Origin of the sequence: Streptomyces sp. NBC_01334, assembly GCF_035983595.1 — a bacterium.
In the GTDB taxonomy this organism is placed as follows: Bacteria; Actinomycetota; Actinomycetes; order Streptomycetales; family Streptomycetaceae; genus Streptomyces; species Streptomyces coriariae.
This window is the reverse complement of record NZ_CP130718.1, coordinates 6,838,486-6,860,503: the sequence shown is the minus strand read 5'-3', so window position 1 is coordinate 6,860,503 and position 22,018 is coordinate 6,838,486. Positions and strand designations below refer to the sequence as shown.

The 22,018-nt window shown below is 71.1% G+C and carries 17 protein-coding genes and 1 pseudogene; 5 read left to right on the top strand and 13 right to left on the bottom strand.

The genetic code is table 11. From position 1 onward, the window contains the following. Window positions 1-148: 148 nt before the first annotated feature. The 3 genes from smc to OG736_RS30925 all read right to left on the bottom strand — a co-directional run bounded on the left by smc (window position 149) and on the right by OG736_RS30925 (window position 4,838). Window positions 149-3,706 carry a chromosome segregation protein SMC gene (gene smc, locus OG736_RS30935; RefSeq protein ID WP_327185278.1) on the bottom strand — a complete coding sequence of 1,186 codons (3,558 nt, stop codon included), beginning with the start codon at window positions 3,704-3,706 and terminating at the stop codon, window positions 149-151. Window positions 3,707-3,973: 267 nt separating this feature from the next. Continuing rightward, the gene (locus tag OG736_RS30930) at window positions 3,974-4,177 is read right to left on the bottom strand and encodes a hypothetical protein (protein ID WP_020128723.1); all 204 of its coding nucleotides are present in this window, start codon (window positions 4,175-4,177) and stop codon (window positions 3,974-3,976) included. A gap of 379 nt (window positions 4,178-4,556) precedes the next feature. After that, window positions 4,557-4,838: an acylphosphatase gene (locus tag OG736_RS30925; RefSeq protein ID WP_327185277.1), complete on the bottom strand. Its 282-nt coding sequence runs from the start codon at window positions 4,836-4,838 to the stop codon at window positions 4,557-4,559. Window positions 4,839-5,044: 206 nt separating this feature from the next. Between OG736_RS30925 and OG736_RS30920 the strand changes: the two genes are divergently transcribed. Next, window positions 5,045-6,181 (top strand): CAP domain-containing protein, encoded by a 1,137-nt coding sequence (locus OG736_RS30920; protein WP_327185276.1) that lies wholly within the window; start codon window positions 5,045-5,047, stop codon window positions 6,179-6,181. A gap of 20 nt (window positions 6,182-6,201) precedes the next feature. On the opposite strand, the pseudogene OG736_RS30915 reads toward OG736_RS30920, so the two are convergent. After that, window positions 6,202-6,782: pseudogene (locus OG736_RS30915) on the bottom strand (tyrosine-type recombinase/integrase); the annotation flags it as partial. A gap of 8 nt (window positions 6,783-6,790) precedes the next feature. Between OG736_RS30915 and OG736_RS30910 the strand changes: the two are divergent. Beyond that, window positions 6,791-7,669: a UTRA domain-containing protein gene (locus OG736_RS30910; protein WP_327185275.1), complete on the top strand. Its 879-nt coding sequence runs from the start codon at window positions 6,791-6,793 to the stop codon at window positions 7,667-7,669. 741 nt (window positions 7,670-8,410) lie between these two features. Here OG736_RS30910 and OG736_RS30905 read toward each other — a convergent pair. Next, window positions 8,411-8,998, bottom strand: a complete 588-nt coding sequence (locus tag OG736_RS30905) for a flavodoxin family protein (RefSeq protein WP_327185274.1) — start codon at window positions 8,996-8,998, stop codon at window positions 8,411-8,413. Window positions 8,999-9,108: 110 nt separating this feature from the next. Here OG736_RS30905 and OG736_RS30900 point away from each other — a divergent pair, with 110 nt between their 5' ends. Next, a complete protein-coding gene (locus OG736_RS30900; RefSeq protein WP_327185273.1) occupies window positions 9,109-9,510 on the top strand; it encodes a winged helix-turn-helix transcriptional regulator in 402 nt (133 codons plus the stop codon). On the opposite strand, the gene mutM is transcribed toward OG736_RS30900, so the two are convergent. The 8 genes from mutM to recG all read right to left on the bottom strand — a co-directional run bounded on the left by mutM (window position 9,483) and on the right by recG (window position 16,935). After that, window positions 9,483-10,343: a bifunctional DNA-formamidopyrimidine glycosylase/DNA-(apurinic or apyrimidinic site) lyase gene (gene mutM, locus OG736_RS30895; protein ID WP_327185272.1), complete on the bottom strand. Its 861-nt coding sequence runs from the start codon at window positions 10,341-10,343 to the stop codon at window positions 9,483-9,485. The genes OG736_RS30900 and mutM overlap by 28 nt on opposite strands. 90 nt (window positions 10,344-10,433) lie before the next feature. Beyond that, window positions 10,434-11,249: a ribonuclease III gene (gene rnc, locus OG736_RS30890; RefSeq protein ID WP_054239747.1), complete on the bottom strand. Its 816-nt coding sequence runs from the start codon at window positions 11,247-11,249 to the stop codon at window positions 10,434-10,436. 19 nt (window positions 11,250-11,268) lie between these two features. Further along, window positions 11,269-11,442, bottom strand: coding sequence for a 50S ribosomal protein L32 (gene rpmF, locus OG736_RS30885; protein WP_007493396.1), 174 nt, complete (start codon window positions 11,440-11,442; stop codon window positions 11,269-11,271). Window positions 11,443-11,444: 2 nt separating this feature from the next. Beyond that, complete coding sequence (locus tag OG736_RS30880) at window positions 11,445-12,098, bottom strand: YceD family protein (protein WP_327187754.1); 654 nt, start codon at window positions 12,096-12,098, stop codon at window positions 11,445-11,447. A gap of 152 nt (window positions 12,099-12,250) precedes the next feature. Next, window positions 12,251-13,348: a F0F1 ATP synthase subunit B gene (locus OG736_RS30875; RefSeq protein ID WP_327185271.1), complete on the bottom strand. Its 1,098-nt coding sequence runs from the start codon at window positions 13,346-13,348 to the stop codon at window positions 12,251-12,253. 110 nt (window positions 13,349-13,458) lie between these two features. Beyond that, window positions 13,459-13,938, bottom strand: coding sequence for a pantetheine-phosphate adenylyltransferase (gene coaD / locus OG736_RS30870; RefSeq protein ID WP_314219165.1), 480 nt, complete (start codon window positions 13,936-13,938; stop codon window positions 13,459-13,461). A gap of 26 nt (window positions 13,939-13,964) precedes the next feature. Next, complete coding sequence (gene rsmD, locus OG736_RS30865; RefSeq protein ID WP_327185270.1) at window positions 13,965-14,549, bottom strand: 16S rRNA (guanine(966)-N(2))-methyltransferase RsmD; 585 nt, start codon at window positions 14,547-14,549, stop codon at window positions 13,965-13,967. 154 nt (window positions 14,550-14,703) lie between these two features. Further along, a complete protein-coding gene (gene recG, locus OG736_RS30860) occupies window positions 14,704-16,935 on the bottom strand; it encodes an ATP-dependent DNA helicase RecG (RefSeq protein WP_327185269.1) in 2,232 nt (743 codons plus the stop codon). A 167-nt stretch (window positions 16,936-17,102) separates the two neighbouring features. On the opposite strand from recG, the gene OG736_RS30855 reads away from it, so the two are divergent. Together OG736_RS30855 and OG736_RS30850 are read left to right on the top strand one after the other, a co-directional pair. Next, window positions 17,103-18,959 (top strand): HSP90 family protein, encoded by a 1,857-nt coding sequence (locus tag OG736_RS30855; protein ID WP_327185268.1) that lies wholly within the window; start codon window positions 17,103-17,105, stop codon window positions 18,957-18,959. Next, window positions 18,959-21,955, top strand: coding sequence for a tetratricopeptide repeat protein (locus OG736_RS30850; protein WP_327185267.1), 2,997 nt, complete (start codon window positions 18,959-18,961; stop codon window positions 21,953-21,955). The genes OG736_RS30855 and OG736_RS30850 overlap by 1 nt, the downstream gene beginning before the upstream one ends. The last annotated feature ends 63 nt before the right edge of the window (window positions 21,956-22,018 follow it).

The window sequence follows — 22,018 nt, the reverse complement described above, 5'->3', positions numbered from 1 at the left end:
GGTAAAAGCAACGGTGCCGAGACTATGCCTTCAAGTGTCGAAGTCAAGAGGGTCTGACTGTGACGTTTCAGCGCGCACGTGAGGAGCATGTGTTCAACTCTTGAAGAAACGCTCGGAGCTTGGTTTCTGGTACCCCGCTCCGGGCCGCTCAGCGCAGGCGCTGGCTGATGACCTTCGACACACCATCGCCCTGCATGGACACGCCGTACAGTGCGTCGGCGACCTCCATCGTGCGCTTCTGGTGCGTGATCACGATCAGCTGCGAGGACTCCTGGAGCTCCTGCATGATCCGGATCAGCCGCTGCAGGTTGGTGTCGTCGAGGGCCGCCTCGACCTCGTCCATGACATAGAACGGGCTGGGCCGGGCCTTGAAGATCGACACCAGCATGGCGACGGCGGTCAGCGACCGCTCGCCACCGGAGAGCAGGCTGAGCCGCTTGACCTTCTTGCCGGGCGGACGGGCCTCGACGTCGACGCCCGTGGTGAGCATGTTGTCGGGGTCGGTCAGGATCAACCGCCCCTCGCCACCCGGGAAGAGCCGGCTGAAGACGCCCTCGAACTGCCGTGCGGTGTCCCGGAACGCCTCGGTGAAGACCTGCTCGACCCGCTCGTCGACCTCCTTCACGACCTGAAGGAGGTCGGCACGGGTCTTCTTGAGGTCCTCCAGCTGCTCGCTGAGGAACTTGTGCCGCTCCTCCAGCGCGGAGAACTCCTCCAGGGCAAGCGGGTTCACCTTGCCGAGCTGCTGATAGGCGCGTTCCGCCGCCCGCAGCCGCTTCTCCTGCTCGGCCCGCAGGAAACGCCTCGGCTGGTTGCGCGGGTCCTCGGGGTCCTCCGGCAGCACCTCGCCCTCGGCGGGCGGCGAGGGCGGCACCGGCTGGTGGGGCCCGTACTCGGAGACGAGCCCCGCGGGCTCCACCCCCAGCTCCTCCAGCGCCTTGGTCTCCAGCTGCTCGATCCGCATCCGCTTCTCGGCGCCGAGCACCTCGCCCCGGTGGACCGAGTCCGTCAGCTTGTCCAGCTCGGCCTTGAGGTCGCGCCCGGCGGTGCGGGCGGCGGCCAGTTCCTGCTCGCGCCGCGCCTTGGCGGCATCGGCGGCGACCCGCTCCGCCTCGGCCCGCCCGAGGGACACCTCGACATGGGTGAGCAGTTGGCGCGCACCGGAGGCGACGGCCTCCGCGACGGCGGCCTCGTGCCGCAGCCGCTCCCGCCGCTGCTCGGCACGCGCGCGTGCCTCGCGTTCCGCCCGCGCGGCCCGGTCCAGCGAATCGGCCCGTCCGGCCAGCCCCTTCACCCGCTCCTCGTGCGTACGGACCTGGAGCCGCGCCTCCATCTCGGTCTGCCGGGCGTTGGCCCCGTCCGCGGCGAGCCGGTCGCGCGCGGAGGTGTCGGGCTCCTCCTCGACCGGCATCTCCTCGGCCACGGCCAGCCGTTCGGCCAGTTCCTCGGCCTCTTCCACGGCCCGGTCCAGCGCCTCCTGCGCCCGCGCCGCGGCCGCAGTGGACCGCTCGGCCTCACCGGCGGCGCCCCGCGCCTGTCCCGCGAGCCGCCCGAGCTGCTGGGCCACGGCCGACTTCTCCCGGTCGGCGGCCCGTCGCCGCTCCCCCGACTCCTCGACGAGCGCGGCACACTCCTTGCGCCGCTCCCCCGCCGCGAGCTGCGCCCGGGTCAACTCCTCGCACCGCACGGCCAGCTCCTCGAGCTCGGCGGCTGCCTCGTCGACGGACGCCTGAACCTCCAGCAGACTGGGCGCCCCGGCGGACCCGCCGTGCGCGAAGTGTGCCCCCAGCAGGTCGCCCTCGGCGGTGACGGCGGTGAGATCGGGCCTGGCGTAGACGACCTCCTCGGCGTCCTCCAGCGTGCCGACGACGACGATCCCCCGCAGGAGACGCCGTACGGCGGGCAGCAGATCGGCGGGGCCTCGCACGAGGTCGGCGGCGTACCGCGGTCCTTCGGTCTCCCGCGGCTCCTGGGGTACGTCGTCCGGAGCAGCGCTCAGCAGCAGCGCCGCCCGGCCCCCGTCCTGCTTGCGCAGCAGGCGGATGGCCTCGGCGGCCGCGGCCGGACCGGTCACGGCGAGGGCGTCCGCGGCCGCCCCGAAGGCCGCCGCGAGGGGGACCTCGTACCCCGGCGTCACCGTCAGCAGTTCGGCCGCCGGACCCAGCAGTCCGCTCAGCCGGTCCCGCGCGCCGAGCAGCGCGCCCGTGCCGTCCTTGCGCCGCAGGCCCATCGCCAGGGTCTCGTGGCGGGCCTGGGTCGCGGCGCGTCTGCGTTCGGCCCCCGTGAGCGCCTCGCGGGCGGCGCTGAGAGCGGCCTCCGCCTCGACGAGCCGCTGCTTGGCCGCCTCGTGCTGTTCCCCGAGCTCCTGGTCACCCGCGTCGAGGCCGTCGACCTCGGCCTTGAGCTCCTCGTACTCCTCCTGCGCGGTGACGGCCCGCTCCTGGGCCTCGTCGCGGGCGGCGGCGAGCCGGTCGATCTCGGCCTGGGCGGAGGCGGCACGCGAACGGGCCGCGTTGACCTGGCCGTTCAGCCGGGCCAGGCCCTCACGGCGGTCGGCGATGGACCGGGCGACGTCCTTCAGCCGCCGTTCCTCGACGGCGAGCTCCCGCTCCAGGTCGGCGCGGTGGGAGACGGTGTCGTCGAGCGCGTGCTGGGCCGCTTCGAGGGCGGCCTCCAGCTCGGCCTCCTGCTCTCGGACCCGGGCGGCCTCGCGCTCCATGTCCTCGGGCTCGCGGCCGCGGCGTTCCTCGGGCGGCGCGGAGGTGGCGCTCTTCACGCGTGCGTCGGCGAGCGAGATCGTGCCGCGGACGCGTTCGGCGAGCTGGGACAGCTCGTACCAGGTCTGCTGGGCACGCTGGAGGCGCGGTGCGAGCCGGCGGACCTCGTCCTCCAGGAGGGCCTCCCGCTGGAGCGCCTTGCGCAGTTCCTTCTCGGCGGCTTCCTTGCGCTCCTTGAGGGCGGCCTCGTCGGCGACCTCGGTCCGGAGGGCCTCGCGCAGTCGTACGAGATCGTCGGCGAGGAGGCGCAGGCGGGCGTCGCGCAGGTCGGCCTGGATGACGGCGGCGCGGCGGGCGACGGCGGCCTGGCGGCCGAGGGGCTTGAGCTGACGCCGTAGTTCGTCGGTCAGGTCCTGCACGCGCGCGAGGTTGGCCTGCATCGCGTCCAGTTTCCTGAGCGCCTTCTCCTTGCGCTTGCGGTGCTTGAGGACGCCCGCGGCCTCCTCGATGAAGGCGCGGCGGCCCATGGGATCGGCGTGCAGGACGGAGTCGAGCTGGCCCTGGCCGACGATGACGTGCATCTCGCGGCCGATGCCGGAGTCGGACAGCAGGTCCTGGATGTCGAGGAGCCGGCAGGTGTCACCGTTGATCTGGTATTCGCTGCCGCCGTTGCGGAACATGATCCGCGTGATGGTGACCTCGGCGTACTCGATGGGCAGCGCCCCGTCGGAGTTGTCGATGGTCAGGGACACCTCGGCGCGGCCCAGCGGGGGGCGGCCGGTGGTGCCGGCGAAGATGACGTCCTCCATCTTGCCGCCGCGCAGCGACTTCGCGCCCTGCTCGCCCATGACCCAGCTGAGCGCGTCCACGACGTTGGACTTGCCCGAGCCGTTCGGTCCGACGACGCACGTGATTCCCGGTTCGAACCTGAGCGTGGTCGCCGAGGCGAACGACTTGAACCCCCGGAGGGTCAGGGCCTTGAGGTGCACGGCGCTGGACTCTACCTTCCGGGGGTGTCTCACTCCATGAACCCGCGGTTTCACCCATGAACGCGCAGGGCACACCAAACGTTAAGAGACTGAAAGGGTGCGCGGGGGAAGCAAAAGAGCGAGCAGGACGACGGCGGGAAAGACGAGGCGGGGGAAAGAAAGAAGGGACGCCGAAGCGTCCCTTGCAAACTCTGACAACTTAGCGGTCCGACGCGGTGAGATGAGCCGCCCGACCACTGCGTGTGCCGTTGTGCAGCGGTGCAGCGATCAGGTGAGCGCAGGCTCCGCCTGGCGTGCGTCGATGCTCTCCAGAAGCGATTCGTGAGAAGCGGCAGCCGTCAGCGCGTCGTTCTCGGCCTGGATCCGTCCGAGCTCGGATTCCAGGTCCTGTACACGCTGCTGGAGCCGTCGCATCTCGGCGAGGAGTCGCGGGTCGGAGCCGCCGACGTAACCGAGAAGCGCCTTTGCCATGATGGATGGTCCTCCACAATGAGTGACCGACCGAAGCGGTGTGGGTCGTGAGGGATTCGCACCCGCGGTGCTTGCCAGGATCTTGGTGGTGCTGCCGTTCATCCATGCCAAACAGCTGAGGTGCGCGGGGTGCTTTCAGCGTCTCACCAAAAAGTTTGACGGTCAACACGATCACGCCCCGTATTGGCGGGCATCCCGGTGGCGCGCGGCCTGAACGGCGGCGCTGCGACTCCTGCGGGGCCCTCGGGGCGTGGCGATCATCCTGACGTGCGGAGCCTTCCACCGCAAGCAATTCTTGGCAACCACCTGCCCCTTTTCACTGGGGCAGGTGCCGTTGGCATGTACCGGCGCCCGTTCCGGGCCGCTCCGCGTGCGTTCCTCAGCGGATCGCGAAGCCGTCGTAGCCGCCGCGCGGTGTGTCCCATATCTCGGTGACGCCGTCCACCCGCCCGGGCGTGTCGTCGCCCAGGAGCCACCCGAGCAGCCCCTCACAGCCCGCTCGGGCCCCTTCCGCGACGACCTGGACCCGTCCGTCGGCCAGATTGAGAGCAAAACCACTCAGTCCGCCGATCTCCAGCGCCTTGGCCCGGGTGAACCAGCGGAAACCCACGCCCTGGACGTGTCCGCGCACCCAGGCGACCAGCCGTACATCCTCGTTCATGGGTGCAACCTAACCGGGCAAAGTCGCTCGGAGCACTTCCTCCCTCAGAGCCATGCGGTACCGTCCCCACCCAATGATTCTCATATGAAACTCACTCGATCGAGTGAGTCAGGTTGACCAGAGGGCGCAAGAGGCGCACGACGCCCCAGCACCCCAGCGCTTCGGCCGACCGCCGGGAACACCGCTTGGACGAGGAAGGCAAGGACATGGGACGCCACCGACGCTCCGCCGCCGGCCGCGCCGCCACGGGCCGCGCCACGGGGGTCACACAGACGCACGGCTCGCACGCGGACAGTCACACCCCGCAGGACCCGTACGCCGACGAGCGCCCCACGATGGGCATCGCGCCGTATCTGAACCCGGAGGCGTACGCCGACTCCGTCGCCAGAAGCCGGGAGTACCTGTACGCCACCGGCGACGAGTACGCCCACGACGACACCACGGTCTTCTCGGTGGACGGCTTCCGGCCCGACGACGGTGACCTGCGGCCGGGCTCGAACCGGGCGGCGGCCGGCCGCCGCCGCAAGCGCAAGGTCGCCACGCCGGTCAAGACGGGTCTGCTGGGTGTCTCCGCAGCCGTCGCCATCGGCACCGTCGCGGTGGCCACGGGCGTGGTGCCCGGTCTCGACAACTACCAGCTCGGCGGCGGCAGCGGCTCGGGCGACAAGGTGCAGGCCGCCGACTCCCCGACCAACTCGGCCTCCGAGCAGGGCGGCACGTCCGGCTCCGCCGCCGACACCGAACGCGGTGGTACGTCGACCAGCCGCGACGCCGGCCGGTCCACCTCGCCCTCCGCCTCGACGACGCCTTCCCCCTCCACCTCCACCGCGTCGGCGTCGCCGACCGAGACGGCCACCGAGGAGCCGCAGGCCACGCCCTCGAAGAAGCCGAAGACCACTCCGTCCAAGTCGAAGACGGCCACCAAGGCACCGGAGAAGTCCGAGTCCCCGGTGACGGTCTCGGCCGAGGCGCAGGCCGCGGCCGAGGTGCTGAAGCTGGTCAACGAGGAGCGGGCCAAGGTCGGCTGCAGTGCCGTCTCCGCCAACAGCGCGCTGTCGGACCTCGCCGAGAAGTTCAGCGACGACATGGCCGCGCGCGGCTTCTTCGACCACACCGACCCGGACGGGGCGACCCCGTGGGACCGGGCCGCGAAGGCCGGGATATCCGACCTCGGCGGCGAGAACATAGCCCGTGGCCAGGCCGACGCGGCCGCGGTCATGGAGGCCTGGATGAACAGCCCCGGCCACAAGGCCAACATCCTGAACTGCGACTTCAAGACGCTGGGCGTCGGTGTCCACCTGGGCTCCGGCGGCCCCTGGTGGACGCAGGACTTCGGCTACTGAGATAACCGCAGGTCAGACGGCTAAGACTGTCCCTGGGCCGTCTCCGGGCCGTCTCCCGCAGGTTCATCGTCGCGGAAGACGCGGTCCACGGCGGCCCGGGTGCGGGTCCCGCTGGACGGCATCAGATGCGTGTATGTGCGCAGGGTGAATCCGGGGTCATGGTGGCCCAGGTACTCGCTGAGAGCCTTGATGCTCTCCCCCGCGTCCAGGAGCACCGAGGCGTAGAAGTGCCTCAGCGCGTGCATGCCGTTGCCCCCCCGGTCTCCACGCCCGCAGCCCGAAGCGCCGGCCGCCACACTCGATCGTTGAAGCGGTTCCGATCGAGGGTCAGGCCGATGGAGCCGGTGAAGATCAGCGATGCCGTCACCGGAGGACCGTCGAGCGTCTTCCACGGCAAGGTGACCTTCACGGCCGGGTGCCGCTTCAGATGCGCAGCCAGCGCGAAGGCCACCGACTCAGGCAGAGGCACGTCACGTTCCTTGCCTCCCTTGGGTGCAGCGAACACCGCGCGATGACGTTGCAGCAGCTTGACCTGTCGGACCATGTGCATCACCCCACCGAGGAAGTCCACGTCCTCCACGGCCAGGCCGAAGACTTCCCCTTATTCTCGTGAGCGAAGGGCTCGCCGTCGCTCGCCCAGGCTCCGGGACCTACGTCCGACAGTTCCGTCCGATCCGGCGCGTGGCGAATGATCGCTTGGCTAAGGAGCGGTGGTCTGCGGGACAGTCCATCTGGTCTGCGGACGTGGCCCAGCGCCCCCTGGTGACCGACGTGCGGGTCTACGAGACGGAGGCACCCCACCAGGTGAGCCGCTGTCTCGACATGGAGCCGGGCGCACCCGTCATCGTTCGTAGCCGCAAGTTCGTCGTGGAAGACCGTCCGGTTCAGATGGCAACGTCATACCTTCCCGCCGAACTGGTACGCGGGACTGCCATCGCCCAGGAGAACACCGGCCCGGGTGGGAGCCACGCCCGCCTTGCCGAACTCGGAGCCGAACCAGTCCGATTCAGTGAAGAACTCCGTGCTCGCATGCCCAGCGAGGACGAGCGGGCCGCTCTGGGACTGGCTCCAGGCACGCCCGTGGTTGAGAGCGGCACCTCAAGGACTGATCAGTCTTCTCACGTCGTTCGGAAAGGGGCCGCGCACAGCGCGGCGGCGCCGACAAGGGGCGAATACATGCCGGGGCTACAAGGGGACAGCTACACGGCTCGCCCACCAGGCACAGACAAGGACACATGCCTCCGGCGTGGGCGCTCAGGCTCCAGGATGGCGGGGGCACCGTTCGCGAGTGCCGGCCGGTTGGTGGCGAGCGCGGGGAAGCTCCCATCCCGTCTGCCATCGACCCAGGCAGAGCCGAGCAGACGCGACCCAGGGCGTCAAGGTCGTTCGTACAGTGGTGCGCTCCACCTTGACGCCCTGAACCACGCCCGCTCCACCGTGTGTGGGTCGACGGCAGACGGGGTGGGAGCTGGGGCGAGTGGTGGGTGACGTCAGGTCAGAAGCGCGCCTAACCCCTTGGTGGTCAGTTGGCCGCCTGCTTTACTTCACGGATGTTTACGTGGCTCTGGGTCTTGGTTGGCACGGTGATCGGGACGATACTCGTGGCACGGCGAGCCCGGCGGACAGCTGCTCAGGCCGAAGCAGGTGAGCCAGTTTTCTTCCAGGTCGGGGCTAACCTGCCCGACGAGGGACGCCGATACAGCCTTGGCCGGGTGCAGGCCGGAAGCGAGTTCCGGTGGAAGCCTCGCTGGCCGTGGACACGGTTGCGTGAACTCCCGGCGGATCTGAACTACGTCTGCGCACGCGAAGCGACCTCGCGCGAAGCGTGGCAGCTCCCGACTGGTGCGCTGGTGATCGAATGTGAATCGTCTGCGGGGCCTGTACGACTCTGGACGCGCCCGGAATATGCACAGCACGTCGTGGTGATGATCCGGCGTACGGGTACCCCAAACCTTTCGGCGCCCTAGCCAGGTACAGCCGCTCGTTGCTCGCGGAAGACGGAAAAGCCGTGTTCCTGACGCGGGAGGGCGGATCCCCACCCTCCGGGCCGTCCCCGGGCCGTCAAAGGGTGCTCAACGACGACCAACGCCGACAACCACCGACAGCTAAGTCGCAGGTCGCAGCGTTGGTCGATCACACGGCCGCAGGTCAGAGACCCGGCCCTTCACTTCTTCGGCTACTAGGACCGAAGAGGGATCGAGCGGCGGGTACCGGACCCCGCAGAAACGATCAAGCAGCCTGGGTGCGGCCGGCCAGGAAGACCTTCGCGGTCTCGGCGACGCGCCGTCCCAGGTGTTCCGCCGTCGCCACGTCGGCCTTGTGGACGGCGTCCGGGCCCTCGTCGACGTTGGTCTGCGCGGCCGCGCCCAGGAAGACGCCGAGGCGGTTGAGGTCGTGCTCGGACGCGGTGCTGCTGTTCCAGCCGGGCAGCAGGCCGAGGTTGACCCAGTGCATGCCGAGCTGCGCGGCGAGGATCTGGAAGAACTGCAGCGTGTGCAGCTTGTCGCCGCTCTTGGAGCCCGAGTTGGTGAACCCGGCGGCGAGCTTGTCCTTCCACGCCTGGGTGGCCCAGCGCGCGGAGGTCGCCTCGGCGAAGGCGTGGAAGGCACCGGACGCGGTCCCCATGTAGGTCGGCGAGCCGAAGACGATCGCGTCGGAGCCGTCGAGCAGCGTCCACTGCTCCTCGGTGATCGCGTCGACCTCGATCAGACGCACCTCCGCCCCGGCGTCGGCGGCCCCGGCACGGACGGCCTCGGCGAGAACGGCGGTGTGGCCGTAGCCGGAGTGGTAGGCGACAGCGATAACGGGCGTGGACATGCGGCAGCACTCCTCGAACAGGGCAGGTCGAATGCGGTGACCCCAGGAAAGCACTAACTTTTAGTTAGTGCAACCTGCCGGATAGCGCTGCCTTCGAGTACGCTTGCGCCATGGACGTCACCCAGGAGCGCGCGGAGGACCGGGACCTCCCGTTCAACGTGTTCGCCAAGGCCTGCCCCTCGCGCGGCACGCTGGAGCACGTCACGGGCCGCTGGGGCGGACTCACGCTCGGGGCGCTGTACGAGGGCTCGCTGCGCTTCAACGAGTTGCGCCGCCGGGTGGACGGCGTGAGCGAGAAGATGCTGTCCCAGACGCTGCACGCGCTGGAGCGCGACGGCCTGGTGCACCGCGAGGCCCAGCCGACCAACCCGCCCCGCGTGGACTACGAACTGACACCGCTGGGACGCGAGGTGGCCGAGCGGCTGCTGTCCCTCATCCACTGCGTGGAGGGGCGCATGGGCGACGTACTCGCCGCCCGCGAGCGCTACGACGGGACGCGCGGCACCTTCTGACACTTCGGGCAGAAGTAGCTCGACCGGTTCATCCACGGGCGCCGCACCATCGGCGTGGCGCATCGCTTGCAGGGCAGACCCTCGCGGCCGTACGCGTCCAGCGACCGGTCGAAGTACCCCGACTCGCCGTTGACGTTGACGTACAGGCTGTCGAAACTGGTGCCGCCCACGGCGAGGGCCGCGTTCATCACGTCCCGGACATGGCCGAGGAGTTCGAGCGTGCGGGGACGGGTGAAGTTCGCGGTCGGACGGTCGTAGTGCAGACGGGCGCGCCACAGCGCCTCGTCCGCGTAGATGTTGCCGACCCCGCTGATCAGCGACTGGTCGAGCAGGGCGCGCTTGATGGTGGTGCGCTTGCGCCGCAGCGCCTGGTGGAACGCCTCGTCGTCGAACAGCGGGTCGAGGGGGTCACGGGCGATGTGCGCGATGACGTCCGGAAGGCCGTCGGGGGTGGTGTCGTGCAGCGACAGTCCGCCGAAGGTGCGCTGGTCGACGAAGCGCAGTTCGGTGTTCACCGCGTCCGCGAAGCGCACCCGGACGCGCAGATGCTTCTCGTCGGGGGCCTCGTGCGGCTGGACCAGGAGCTGCCCGCTCATACCGAGGTGGGCGAGGACCGCCTGGTGCGTGTCCGTCAGCGGCAGCCACAGATACTTGCCCCGGCGGCTGGGGGTGCCGATGCGGTGGCCCTTGAGCCGGTGCGCGAAGTCGTCGGAGCCGGCGACATGACGGCGTACGGCACGCGGGTGCAGCACCTCGGCCTCGGCGACCGTGCGATGGGCGACCCACCGCTCCAGACCGCGCCGGACGACTTCGACCTCGGGCAACTCGGGCATGGGATCCCCCGTACGGAGCGCCCGCCTCCCAACGGGGGGCGGGCGCTCGTCTCGTACTGCTGTTCTACTTTTCTGCCGTGCCGCTGTTCATCAGGCGGAGGCGGACTCCGGGTCCGGGCTGCCGTCGGCGGCCGGGACGGCCTCGACGGCCTTCGCCGCCTCGGCACGCTCGTCCGCCGCGGCCCGGATGGACCGCCATGCGGACTCGGCGGCCTGCTGCTCCGCCTCCTTCTTGCTGCGGCCGGTGCCGGTGCCGTACGAGACGCCTCCGACGCGGGCAGCAGCAGTGAAGGTCTTCTCGTGGTCGGGGCCGGTCTCCGTGACCAGGTACTCGGGGACGCCGAGGCCTTCGGTCGCGGTGAGCTCCTGGAGGCTGGTCTTCCAGTCCAGGCCGGCACCGAGGTTCGAGGACTTCTCGATCAGCGGGTCGAACAGGCGGTGAACCAGTTCGGAGGCCGCGTCGAGGCCCTGATCGAGATAGACCGCGCCGATCACCGCTTCGAGGGTGTCGGCGAGGATGGATGCCTTGTCCCGGCCGCCCGTGCCTTCTTCACCCCGGCCGAGCCGGATGAAGGAACCCAGGTCGAGGCCACGGCCGACCTCCGCCAGCGCACGCGAGTTGACCACCGCGGCCCGCAACTTGGCCAGCTGGCCTTCGGGCAGGTCGGGGTGGGTGCGATACAGCGTGTCCGTGACGACGAGGCCGAGCACGGAGTCCCCGAGGAACTCCAGCCGCTCGTTCGTCGGCAGACCGCCGTTCTCGTATGCGAAGGAACGGTGGGTCAGCGCACGCACCAGAAGGGCGGACTCGAGCTGATAGCCGAGCCGCCCTTCCAGAAGCGTGTGGGACGAGGCCGTGTTCTCCGCCTTTTTCTTGGCGGTCGTGTCCGCCTTGGCGTCAGACATGGAGCCTCTCACCAGCCGCTCAGACCTCGAGAACCTGGCGCTTGTTGTAGGTGCCGCAAGACGGGCACGCAATGTGCTGCAGCTTGGGCTCGTGGCAGCGCTCGCACGCAACCAGGGTGGGGACCGCAGCCTTCCACTGCGACCGGCGGTGGCGCGTGTTGCTGCGCGACATCTTCCGCTTCGGAACAGCCACGGCTACTTCTCCTGCTTCTCGTTGGCGCGCGCCGGTCGAGGCGCTTCGCCACTCATCTCGTCCTTCTCGCCGTCTTCGAGTGAACCGGCGAGTCCCTGCAATGCCGCCCAACGGATGTCGGTGGCGTCGTGGTGGTGGTCCGGGTCGTCCGTGAGCCGCGCTCCGCACTCGGAACACAGGCCCAGACAGTCGTCCTGGCACACCGGCTGCATCGGCAGTGCGAGCACCACCGCATCACGCAGCACGGGCTCGAGGTCGAACAAGCCGTCCTCGATGAAGAGCCTGTCCTCGTCTTCCTCGGCGTCGTCGACCGGCTCCGCTTTGGGGCGGCCCCGGTCGTCGGCGTCAGGGTACGAGAACATCTCCTGGAAGTCCGCTTCGAGCTCCAGCTCCAGCGGCTCCAGACACCTTACGCACTCCCCCTCGGCCTGTGCACGGGCGGTGCCTGTGACGAGCACACCTTCCATGACCGACTCGAGTCGGAGGTCGAGCTCCACCGGGGCGCCTTCCGGCACTCCGATCACTCCCTGGATCCCGAGATCCCGGGGAGCGTCGAACTCGCGGGTCAGGCGCTGTAGCGCACCAGGACGCCGCCCCAGCTCGTGCGTGTCGAACACGAGAGGCTTGCGGTGGTCGAGGCGGGCGTTCAGGGCCATTCCTGCTTTCGATCTTCTGAGCTCGGGGGACGCTGCCCTACTACGGTGCTGCGGGCAGCTGTGATCGCGGACGTACACGCGACCGAAGAGCCAGGATACTGGAGCATTCGCCCACAGCCCAATCCGGGGCCTTTTCCCGGGCTGCCCCGGTGCTACAGGCCGCGTTCCTGCTCGAAGGCGCGCAGCTGCTCGGCACTGATCATGCCGGTGTCGAAGAGGCTGGTCTCGTCGAGGGCGTATCCCTGCTGGACCTGCTGCTGGGGCTGCTGCACGGCCTGGTTCGGGTCGTACGGGGCCTGCTGGGTGTCGTAGCCCTGGACGGGGGCCCCGCCCGCCGGCGCGTAGTCGAAAGTGGGGGAGTACGGGTCGGCCTGCTGCTGGTAGCCGTAGGCGTCCTGCTGGCCGTAGCCCTGCTGCTGTTGCTGCTGATAGCCGCCGTAGGGGTCCGTCTGCTGCTGGTAGCCGTAGGCCGGCTGCGGTTCCGGCTGGTCGTACGGCTGCTGGACGGGCTGGGCCGCCGCGGCGTCCTGCTCCGCGAGGGCGGTCAGGTCGGCGAGGTAGTCGGCGTCGGAGGAGTGCTGGAACATCGTGGCGTCGTCGGCGAGGGCGCCGAGGTCGTCCGTGGCGATCCGGCCGTGCAGCTTCTGGCGGCCGCGGCCGACCGCGTCCAGGGTCTTGGCGAGGACCGCCTCGAAGGCACCCAGTTTGGTGTCGACGTAGGCGTCGGCGTCGCGGCGCAGGGTCTCGGGGTCGTGGCTGCGCTCGGGGGCGTCCTCGTCCTCGTAGCCGTGCTCGTCGGTACCGGGTCCGGTGCCGAGGAGCTTCTCGCGGCCGCGGCCGACGGAGCCGAGCGTCTTGGTGAGGACGACCTCGAAGTTCGCGAGCTTGGAGTCGACGTAGTCGTCGGCCTCGGCACGGACCTCCTCGGCCTCCTTGCGGGCCTCGGCGAGGATGCGGTCCGCCTCGGACTGCGAGCGGCGGGCGATCTCGGTGTCGGAGATCAGGGAGCCGCGCTCGGCGTGCGCGGTGGAGATGATCCGCTCGGCCTCCTGGCGGGCCTGCTCGACCATCTGCTCGCGGCCGCCGATCAACTCCTCGGCCTGGGCGAGGGAGTCGGGAAGGGCCCCGCGCACCTCTTCCAGCAGGGCGAGCAGGTCCGCGCGGTTGACCACGCACGAGGCCGACATCGGCATCGACCGGGCACTGGAGACCGCCGTGACGATCTCGTCGAGCTTCTTCTGCACGTCCACCGGTTGCTCGCCACTCTCTGCGCTGTGTTGGAGACGGACGGGACGACTGTACGGCCATGAGGTGTCCGCCGGACACCGGGTGACGGGCCGTCAGCGGACCGGTCCCGGGGTCAGTCCTTCCTGAGCCGTTCGCCCAGTGCTTCCAGGACCAGCGGCGGCACCAGGTGGGAGACGTCGCCACCCCAGGTGGCGACCTCCTTGACCAGGGAGGAGGAGAGGAAGCTGTACGTGGGGTTGGTCGGCACGAACAGCGTCTCGACGCCCGACAGGCCGTTGTTCATCTGGGCCATCTGCAGCTCGTAGTCGAAGTCGCTGACCGCCCGCAGACCCTTGACGATGGCCGGAATCTCGCGCTGCTTGCAGAAGTCGACGAGGAGGCCGTGGAAGGCCTCGACCCGGACGTTGCCGTACTCGGCGGTGACCTGGCGGATCAGGTCGATCCGCTCGTCGATCTCGAACAGGCCCTTCTTGGCCTTGTTGATCATGACCGCGACATAGACCTCGTCGTACAGACGAGAGGCGCGGGAAATGATGTCGAGGTGTCCGTTGGTGATCGGGTCGAACGACCCGGGACAGACGGCACGGCGCACTTGTGGTCCCTCGCTCTCCAGTCCGGTCATCGTGCGTCTTCGCACGTAGAGGCGGCGCGACCGTACCAAAACGTTCCCTCGCCGTAGCGACGGGCCCGAAGCGCCTCGAAGCCGTCCGGCCAGGGGAACTCCCCACCTCTGGTGCTGCGCTCCACGGTGACGAGGGCATCGGCCGCGAGCCAGCCCCCCGAGCGGAGTGTGAGCAGAATCTCCCGAAGATCGTCGTTCGAGACGGCGTACGGGGGATCGAGAAAGACGAGGTCGTACGCCTCTGCCGGCGGTGTCTGGATGATCTGCTGGGCCTTGCCGGCCCTGACCTCCGCGCCGGGCAGGCCGAGGGCCTTCACGTTCTCCCGGACCGTGCGCGCCGCCCGCGCGTCGGCCTCGACGAGGAGGGTGTGGCCCGCGCCCCGGGAGAGGGCCTCCAGGCCCACCGCGCCAGAGCCCGCGTACAGGTCGAGGACGCGTTCGCCGCCGAGGGGGCCGCCCAGCAGGGACTGCCAGGTGGAGAAGAGACCCTCGCGTGCGCGGTCGGAGGTGGGGCGGGTGCCGGTGCCTGGCGGGACCGCCAGGCGACGTCCACCGGCTGCGCCGGCGATCACGCGGGTCATCTCGGGGTCCTTGTTCGGGGGCGGGTACCCGTCCAGTCTGGCAGGCGCAGGTGTGCGGGTGCGCTCCGGCGGGAGCGGCCGCGGGCCGTGGACCGTCGCACCCCGGCGGCGGAGCCGCGCCCCGGGATCGCCCCGCGTCCCGGGGCGGCCGGCCTCAGCCCTTGTCCAGGTACTGCTCCCGCTCTTCGTCCAGGAGGGCGTCCAGGGCCGTGCGCAGGCCGGGCAGGGTCTCCAGCTCCGGGTCCGCGGCGACCAGGCGGGCCGCCTCCTCGCGCGCCTCCGCGATCACCTCCTCGTCCTCGATGACCGCGAGTACGCGCAGGCTGGAGCGGGCGCCGGACTGGGCCTGGCCCAGGACGTCGCCCTCGCGCCGCTGTTCGAGGTCGATCCGGGAGAGCTCGAAGCCGTCGAGGGTGGCGGCGACGGCGTCGAGGCGCTGGCGGGCCGCGCTCGCCTCCGGCATCTCGGAGACCAGGAGGCACAGTCCGGGCGCCGAGCCCCGGCCGACGCGCCCGCGCAGCTGGTGCAGCTGGGAGACGCCGAAGCGGTCGGCGTCCATGATCACCATCGCGGTGGCGTTCGGGACGTTGACGCCGACCTCGATGACGGTCGTGGCGACCAGGACGTCGGTGTCGCCCGCGGCGAAACGGCGCATGACGGCGTCCTTGTCGTCGGGGGGCATGCGGCCGTGCAGGACCTCGACCCCGAGGCCGTGCAGGGGCCCCTTGGCGAGCTGGTCGGCGATGTCCAGGACGGCGAGCGGCGGCCGCTTCTCGGCCTCGTCCTCGGGGGACTTCTTCTTGGCTCCGGCCTTCTTCGGGCTCCCCGGTTCGTCGACGTCGTCGCCGATGCGCGGGCAGACCACGTACGCCTGATGGCCGTTGCCGACCTCCTCGCGGACCCGCTCCCAGGCGCGGGCCAGGAAGTGCGGCTTGTCGGCGGCCGGGACGACATGGCTGGCGATGGGCGAGCGGCCGGCCGGGAGCTGGTCGAGGACGGACGTCTCCAGGTCGCCGAAGACCGTCATGGCGACGGTGCGCGGGATGGGCGTGGCCGTCATGACGAGCAGGTGCGGGGGCTGCTTGCCCTTGCCGCGCAGCGCGTCGCGTTGTTCGACACCGAAGCGGTGCTGCTCGTCGACGACGACCAGCCCGAGGTCGTGGAAGCGGACCTTGTCCTCGATCAGCGCGTGCGTGCCGATCACGATGCCGGCCTCGCCGGTGACGAGGTCGAGCAGCGCCTGCCTGCGGGCGGCCGTGCCCATGGACCCGGTCAGCACCACGACCTTGGTGGCCCGCTCGGATCCGCCCAGCATGCCGCCCTCGGCCAGCTCGCCCATCATCTCGACGACGGAGCGGTGGTGCTGCTGGGCGAGGACCTCGGTGGGGGCGAGCATCGCGGCCTGCCCGCCGGCGTCGACCACGGCGAGCATGGCGCGCAGGGCGACCAGGGTCTTGCCCGAACCGACCTCGCCCTGCAGCAGCCGGTGCATCGGATGGTCCGTCGCCAGGTCGTCGAAGATCTCCTTCGAGACCTTCTGCTGGCCTTCGGTGAGGGTGAAGGGGAGACGGGCGTCGAAGGAGGTCAGCAGGCCGTCGGCGGCGGGCTCGCGGGGGACGGCCGGGAGTTGGGCGTCGGCGTGGCGGCGACGGGCGAGGGCGACCTGGAGGACGAACGCCTCGTCCCACTTCAGCCGTGCGCGGGCGTCGGCGATGTCCGCCTTGGTCTGGGGGCGGTGGATCTTCAGCAGGGCCTCGGGGAGGGAGACCAGGCCGCGGCCGTCGCGCAGCGAGTCCGGGAGGGGGTCGAGCACCTCCTGCGCGCTGGGCAGGACGGTCTGGATCGCCTTGCCGATCTTCCAGGACTCCAGTTTCGCGGTGGCGGGGTAGAGCGGGATGAGGGCGCCGGCCCAGGTCTCGACCGATTCTTCGGTGTCGGCCCGCAGCAGTTCGTAGGCCGGATGGGCCAGCTGGAGGCGGCGGTTGAAGACCGAGACCTTGCCCGAGAACATCGCGCGCGTGCCCGGCAGGAGATCCTTGTGGGGTTTGTGGACGCCGCTGCCGAAGAAGACCAGCTGGAGCCGGCCGCTGCCGTCGGTGATGGTCACCTCCAGGCGCTGGCCCTTGCCCCGCGGGGCCTTGGCCGAGGCGAAGCTGTGCAGGCGGGCGTCGGCGACCTGGGCGACCACGGTGACGTGCTCGTCCATGGGGAGGTCGGCGAGGTGGGTGAGCTGGCCGCGCTCCTCGTATCTGCGGGGGTAGTGGTGCAGGAGGTCGCCGACGGTATGCAGGCCGAGGTGCTCGGCCATCACCTTCGCGGTGGCGGGGCCGAGCACTGACTTCAGTGGTTGTTGCAGTGGTTCTTTCAGCGCGGGCACGAGATCCATTGCACACCACGCCACTGACATTGCCGTATACGTGTCCCGAAACCCCTGGTCAGACGGCTCGTTCGGGCTCTAGGATGGCGCGCTCCGGCCATCATCCGCGGTCACCGCCCCACCGGGACCGCCCGACCCCGCGCCGTGCTCCTCCCCCAGCCCGCGGCGCTGCAGCGATGGACTCCCAGACCTCACAGCCATCCCAGGCACCCCAGCCGCCTCACACGTTCCAGGTCGACCTGCGTGGTCTGGTGGACCTGCTGTCCCATCACCTCTACTCCAGCCCCAAGGTCTACCTGCGGGAACTGCTCCAGAACGCCGTGGACGCGATCACCGCCCGGCGGGCCGAGGAGCCCGATGCCCCGGCGCGGGTGCGGCTGTTCGCGGCCGAGGGCCGGCTGCGGGTGGAGGACTCCGGCGTCGGGCTCACCGAGGCAGACGTGCACAGCCTGCTGGCGACGATCGGGCGCAGCTCCAAGCGCGCCGAGGGGCTCCAGGACGTCCGTTCGGACTTCCTCGGGCAGTTCGGCATCGGGCTGCTGGCCTGTTTCGTGGTGGCCGAACGGATCCGCGTGGTCAGCCGCAGCGCCCGCACGCCGGACGCGCCGCCGGTGGAGTGGACGGCGCGCGACGACGGCTCGTACACCGTGCGGACGCTGCCCCACGAGGAGCGCCCCGAGCCGGGCACCACCGTGCATCTGGTGGCCCGGGCCGGTGCCGCCGAGTGGCTCACGGAGCCGCGGGTGCTGGCGCTGGCCCGGGACTTCGGATCGCTGCTGCCCTACGACGTCCGGGTCGGCGACGAGGCGGTCACCGATCTGCCGGCACCCTGGAACCGGTCCTACCCCTCCCCCGCCAACCGGCGGGTTGCGCTGGCCCGGCACTGTCACGAGCTGTTCGGGTTCACGCCGCTGGACTCGGTGGAGCTGGACCTGCCGGTGGCGGGGGTCCGCGGGGTGGCGTACGTGCTGCCGTCAGCGGTGAGCCCTGCGCAACGTGCCGGTCACCGGGTGCACCTCAAGGGGATGCTGCTGACCGAGCGGGGCGAACAGCTGCTGCCCGACTGGGCGTTCTTCGTACGCTGCGTCCTGGACACCGACAGTCTGCGGCCGACGGCCTCGCGGGAGTCGCTCTACGAGGACGAGACGCTGGCGGCGGTTCGGGAGGCGCTGGGGGAAAGGATCCGGTCGTGGCTGACGGGTCTGGCCGCCGGTGATCCGAAACGGCTGGCGGCCTTCCTGGAGGTGCACCACCTGGGCGTGAAGTCCCTGGCGCGGCACGACGAGGAGATGCTGCGCACGATGCTGCCGTGGTTGCCCTTCGAGACGACCGACGGGCGACTGTCGCTGGAGGAGTTCGCGCAGCGGCACCCGGTGGTGCACTTCACGCGGACCGTGGAGGAGTACCGGCAGGTCGCGCCGATCGCGTCCGCGCAGGGCGTCGGGGTGGTCAACGGCGGTTACACGTACGACAGCGAGCTGGTCGAGGCGCTGCCGTCGGTGCGGCCTGGGACGGTGGTCGCCGAGCTGGACGCGGACACCGTGACCGCCCACCTGGACACCGTCGTCGCGGCCGACGAGCTGGCGCTGGCGGGCTTCCTGGCGGCCGCGCGGGCGACGCTCGACCCGCTGGGCTGCGATGTCGTCCTGCGGGCCTTTCACCCGTTGTCGGTGCCCGCGCTGCATCTCGACGACCGGGGGGCCCGGCACGAGCAGGCACGCGCGCAGGCCGAGGCGCAGGCCGACGATTTGTGGGCGGGCATTCTGGGCTCGCTGCGCGGGAGCGCCCCGCGCGCGCGTCTGGTGCTCAACCATCTCAACCCGCTGATACGGCGGATCAGTTCGTTGAACGATCCCGAGCTGATCGGCACCGCCACGGAGTCGCTGTACGGGCAGGCGCTGCTGATGGCGCAGCGCCCGCTGCGGCCCGCGGACTCGGCGCTGCTGAACCGGGCGTTCATCGGCCTCCTGGAATGGGCCACGCACGGGGAGTCGGCACACGGGGAGCCGACAGAGGAACAGGGCGGTCACTGATGAGCGAGATCACGGACTTCGACTCCCTCCGCCGGGCGATGGCGGAGAACGGCGAGCAGCCGGAGGGCCCGGCCCGCAACGCGCGCGCGGAGCAGCTGCTGGTGGAGGCCGAGAGGCTCGGCATCCCGCTCGCCGTGATCGAGGCGCTCGGGCACCAGCTGAAGGTCTACAACTACAGCTCCGAGAAGGCGAAGATGTTCGTCCCGTTCGCGCGGCTGCTGCGCATGTGGGACGAACGGCCCGAGGACTTCGACGAGTACGAGACGCACTCGCTGCACTGGGTCTTCAAGTGGATGTCGGCCGGCATGCTCGACCAGCCGCACGTGCCGCTGGCGTCGGTCGAGAAGTGGCTCGGCGAGATGGAGCACCGCTACCGGCTCGCCGGGCACTCCGCGCGGGCGGTGCGCAGCGCCGAGTTCAGCGTGGCCGCGCACGTGGGCGACGTGGAGCGGGCGGAGCGGGCGTTCTCCGCGTGGCTGGCCGCGGACCGGGACACCATGGCCGACTGTCACGCGTGCGAGCTGCACGGACAGGGCTGGTGGCAGGCGGAGCGGGGCCGCGACGCGGAGGCGCTCGCGCTGTGGGCGCCGGTCCTGGAGGGCGAGTACACGTGCGCGCACGAGCCGCACACGGTGCTCGCGTCGTCCCTGGTGCCGTTGCTGCGGCTCGGCCGCGCGGAGGAGGCCCGCGCGCACCATCTGCGGGGCTTCCGGCTGGTGCGGTCCATGGAGAGCATGCGGGGCGCCTACGCCGACCACGTCGAGTTCTGCGCGCTGACCGGCAACGAGGCGCGGGGCCTGGAGCTGCTCGCGGAGCGGCCGACGTACTTCACGGACGAGGGGCATCCGCACAGCAAGCTGGAGTTCCTCAGCGTGGTGGTGCTGCTCATGGGGCGTCTGTCCGAGCTGGGTCTCGACGGTCAGCGGGTGCCCGGGCCGGCCGGGCGGGAGTGGACGGCGTCGGAACTCGCGGAGCACGCGCGCGTGGAGGCCCTGGCGCTGGCCGCGCGCTTCGACGAGCGCAACGGCACGTCGTACGTCAGCGAGCGGGCACGCGCGCGTATGGACCGGCAGCCCCTGGTGGAACGGCTGCCGCTGGGCGTACGGGCGGCTCGTCCCGCCTCCGCCGTGGCCGCGGCGGCGCCCGGGGCCACGACTCCGGCTCCTGTTCAGGAGGCCGTCGAACCCGACCTGTCGGTCCTGCTCGCCGAGGCCCAGCGGCTGTCCGACACGCTCCAGCCGCATGCCGTGGAGGCGTGGGCGCGGGTGGCCCGGCTGGCCGAGGAGGTGGAGGGCGTCGAGCTGGCGGCGCGGGACCGCGCGGAGATCGCCGACCACGAGGCGATAGGTCTCGGTCCGGACGGCGCCGAGGCGTTCGAGCACGCCGCCGAGTTGTACGCGCGGGCGGGCGACCCCGGCGAGGCCCTGGCCGCACGCGCGCGTGCGGCGTACGTCCGTGCGCTGACCGGCGAGATCGACGAGGCGCTGGCGGCGGTCGCCGAGCCGTACGACCGGGTGCTCGCCCTGTACGCCGAGGGCGACACGGAGGTGCCGCAGGCGGCGGGCGTGCTGATGGGCCGGGCGCGGATCCTGATGCGGCGCGTCCACGAGGCCGAGGGGGAGGTCGTCGACGAGGCGATCCTCGCGGAGGCGGAGGCCGCGGTGCGCGAGCTTCTGGCGCTCGTCGAAGGGCGCGCGGGGACCGACGTGCGGCTCGCCGCCCGGGTCGCCGAGGGGCACGCGATGCTGGCGGAGCTGGCGACGCACTCCGGGAACCCGGAGGCGGGCGCGGAGCTGTTCGCGCGGGCCGCGGCGGAGTTCATCGCCACGGGTCTGCCGTGGTTCGCCGTGGAGTACGAGGCCCGGCTGGCCGGTCTCGCCCATCAGCTGGGTGACATGCGGGAGGCCGAGCGGGCCCTGCGGGCGGCCCTGGAGCACGGCGGACCGTACCTGGAGGCGGTCGGCCGGGCCCAGCTGCACCTCCAGCTCGCCGAGGTCGTCGGAGGCCGGGGGGAGGCCGAAGAGGCCGCGGAACACGCCCTGGAGGCGGCGCACTGGGCGGACGAGGCGGGTGCGGGCCCCACGCTCGGCGCGTGGGCGCGGCACCAGCTCGGCGGGTTCCTGGTGAGGCAGGGCCGCTGGGCCGAGGCCGCGGAGGTGCTGGAGTCCGCGCTGGCCGAACTGACCGCCGAGACGCACGGCGACGGCGCGGTCGTCCAGACGCAGTGGTGGCTGGGTGACTGTCTGAGCGAGCTCGGGGAACACCGGGACGCCGCCGAACGCCGGCTCCAGGCCGCCGAGATCGCCCGGCACTGGCCCGAGCAGCACGACCACGCGACCCTCGCCCACCTGGCCGCCGAGTCGCTCGGCCAGGCCGGTCTGCGCACCGAGGCGGACCAGGCGTACGCACGCGCGGGCGAGCTGTGGCGCGGCCTCGGCAACGTGCACGGGCTCGTCCGCTCGCTGCGCGCCCGCGCGTGGCTGGCCCTGCGCACCGAGGACGGGACGGACGCCGCTCGCGACCTGATGACGAGTGCCGTGGAGGAGTGCGCGGACGCCTTCGACGCGGCGGACGACGACGAGGCGCGGCTGCGGCTCGTCTCCGAACTCGGCCACACCCACCGCCAGTTCGGTGACCTGCTCGCCCGTTCCGCCGCCGAGGACGCCGACGACGACTCGATCCGGGCGACCCTGGACGAGGCGCTCTCCCAGATGGCCGAGGCCGTCGCGGTGTTCGTCGCCCTGGGCGAGGGCACCGTGCACGCCCGGACCGGCGCGGAGCTGGCCGCGGGCTGGCTGGAGACCGACCTGGGACGCCCCGCGGCGGCGGCGGCACGCGCGCGTGCGGTCCTGCGGGCTTACGCCGACGCCGAGGACGATGCCGACCCGGGCGCCCACAGCGGCGGCGACGAGGGCGGGGTGGACGAGACGGTGCGGGCGCGGCGGGCCGAAGCGGAGCAGTTGTTGCAGGCGGCGGAGGAACAGAAGGATCGTTGAACGATCCCGTCGCCCGACTCCCCCCTCCCCCCCCCGACTGCACCCCCTGCTTCACCGCCCGTA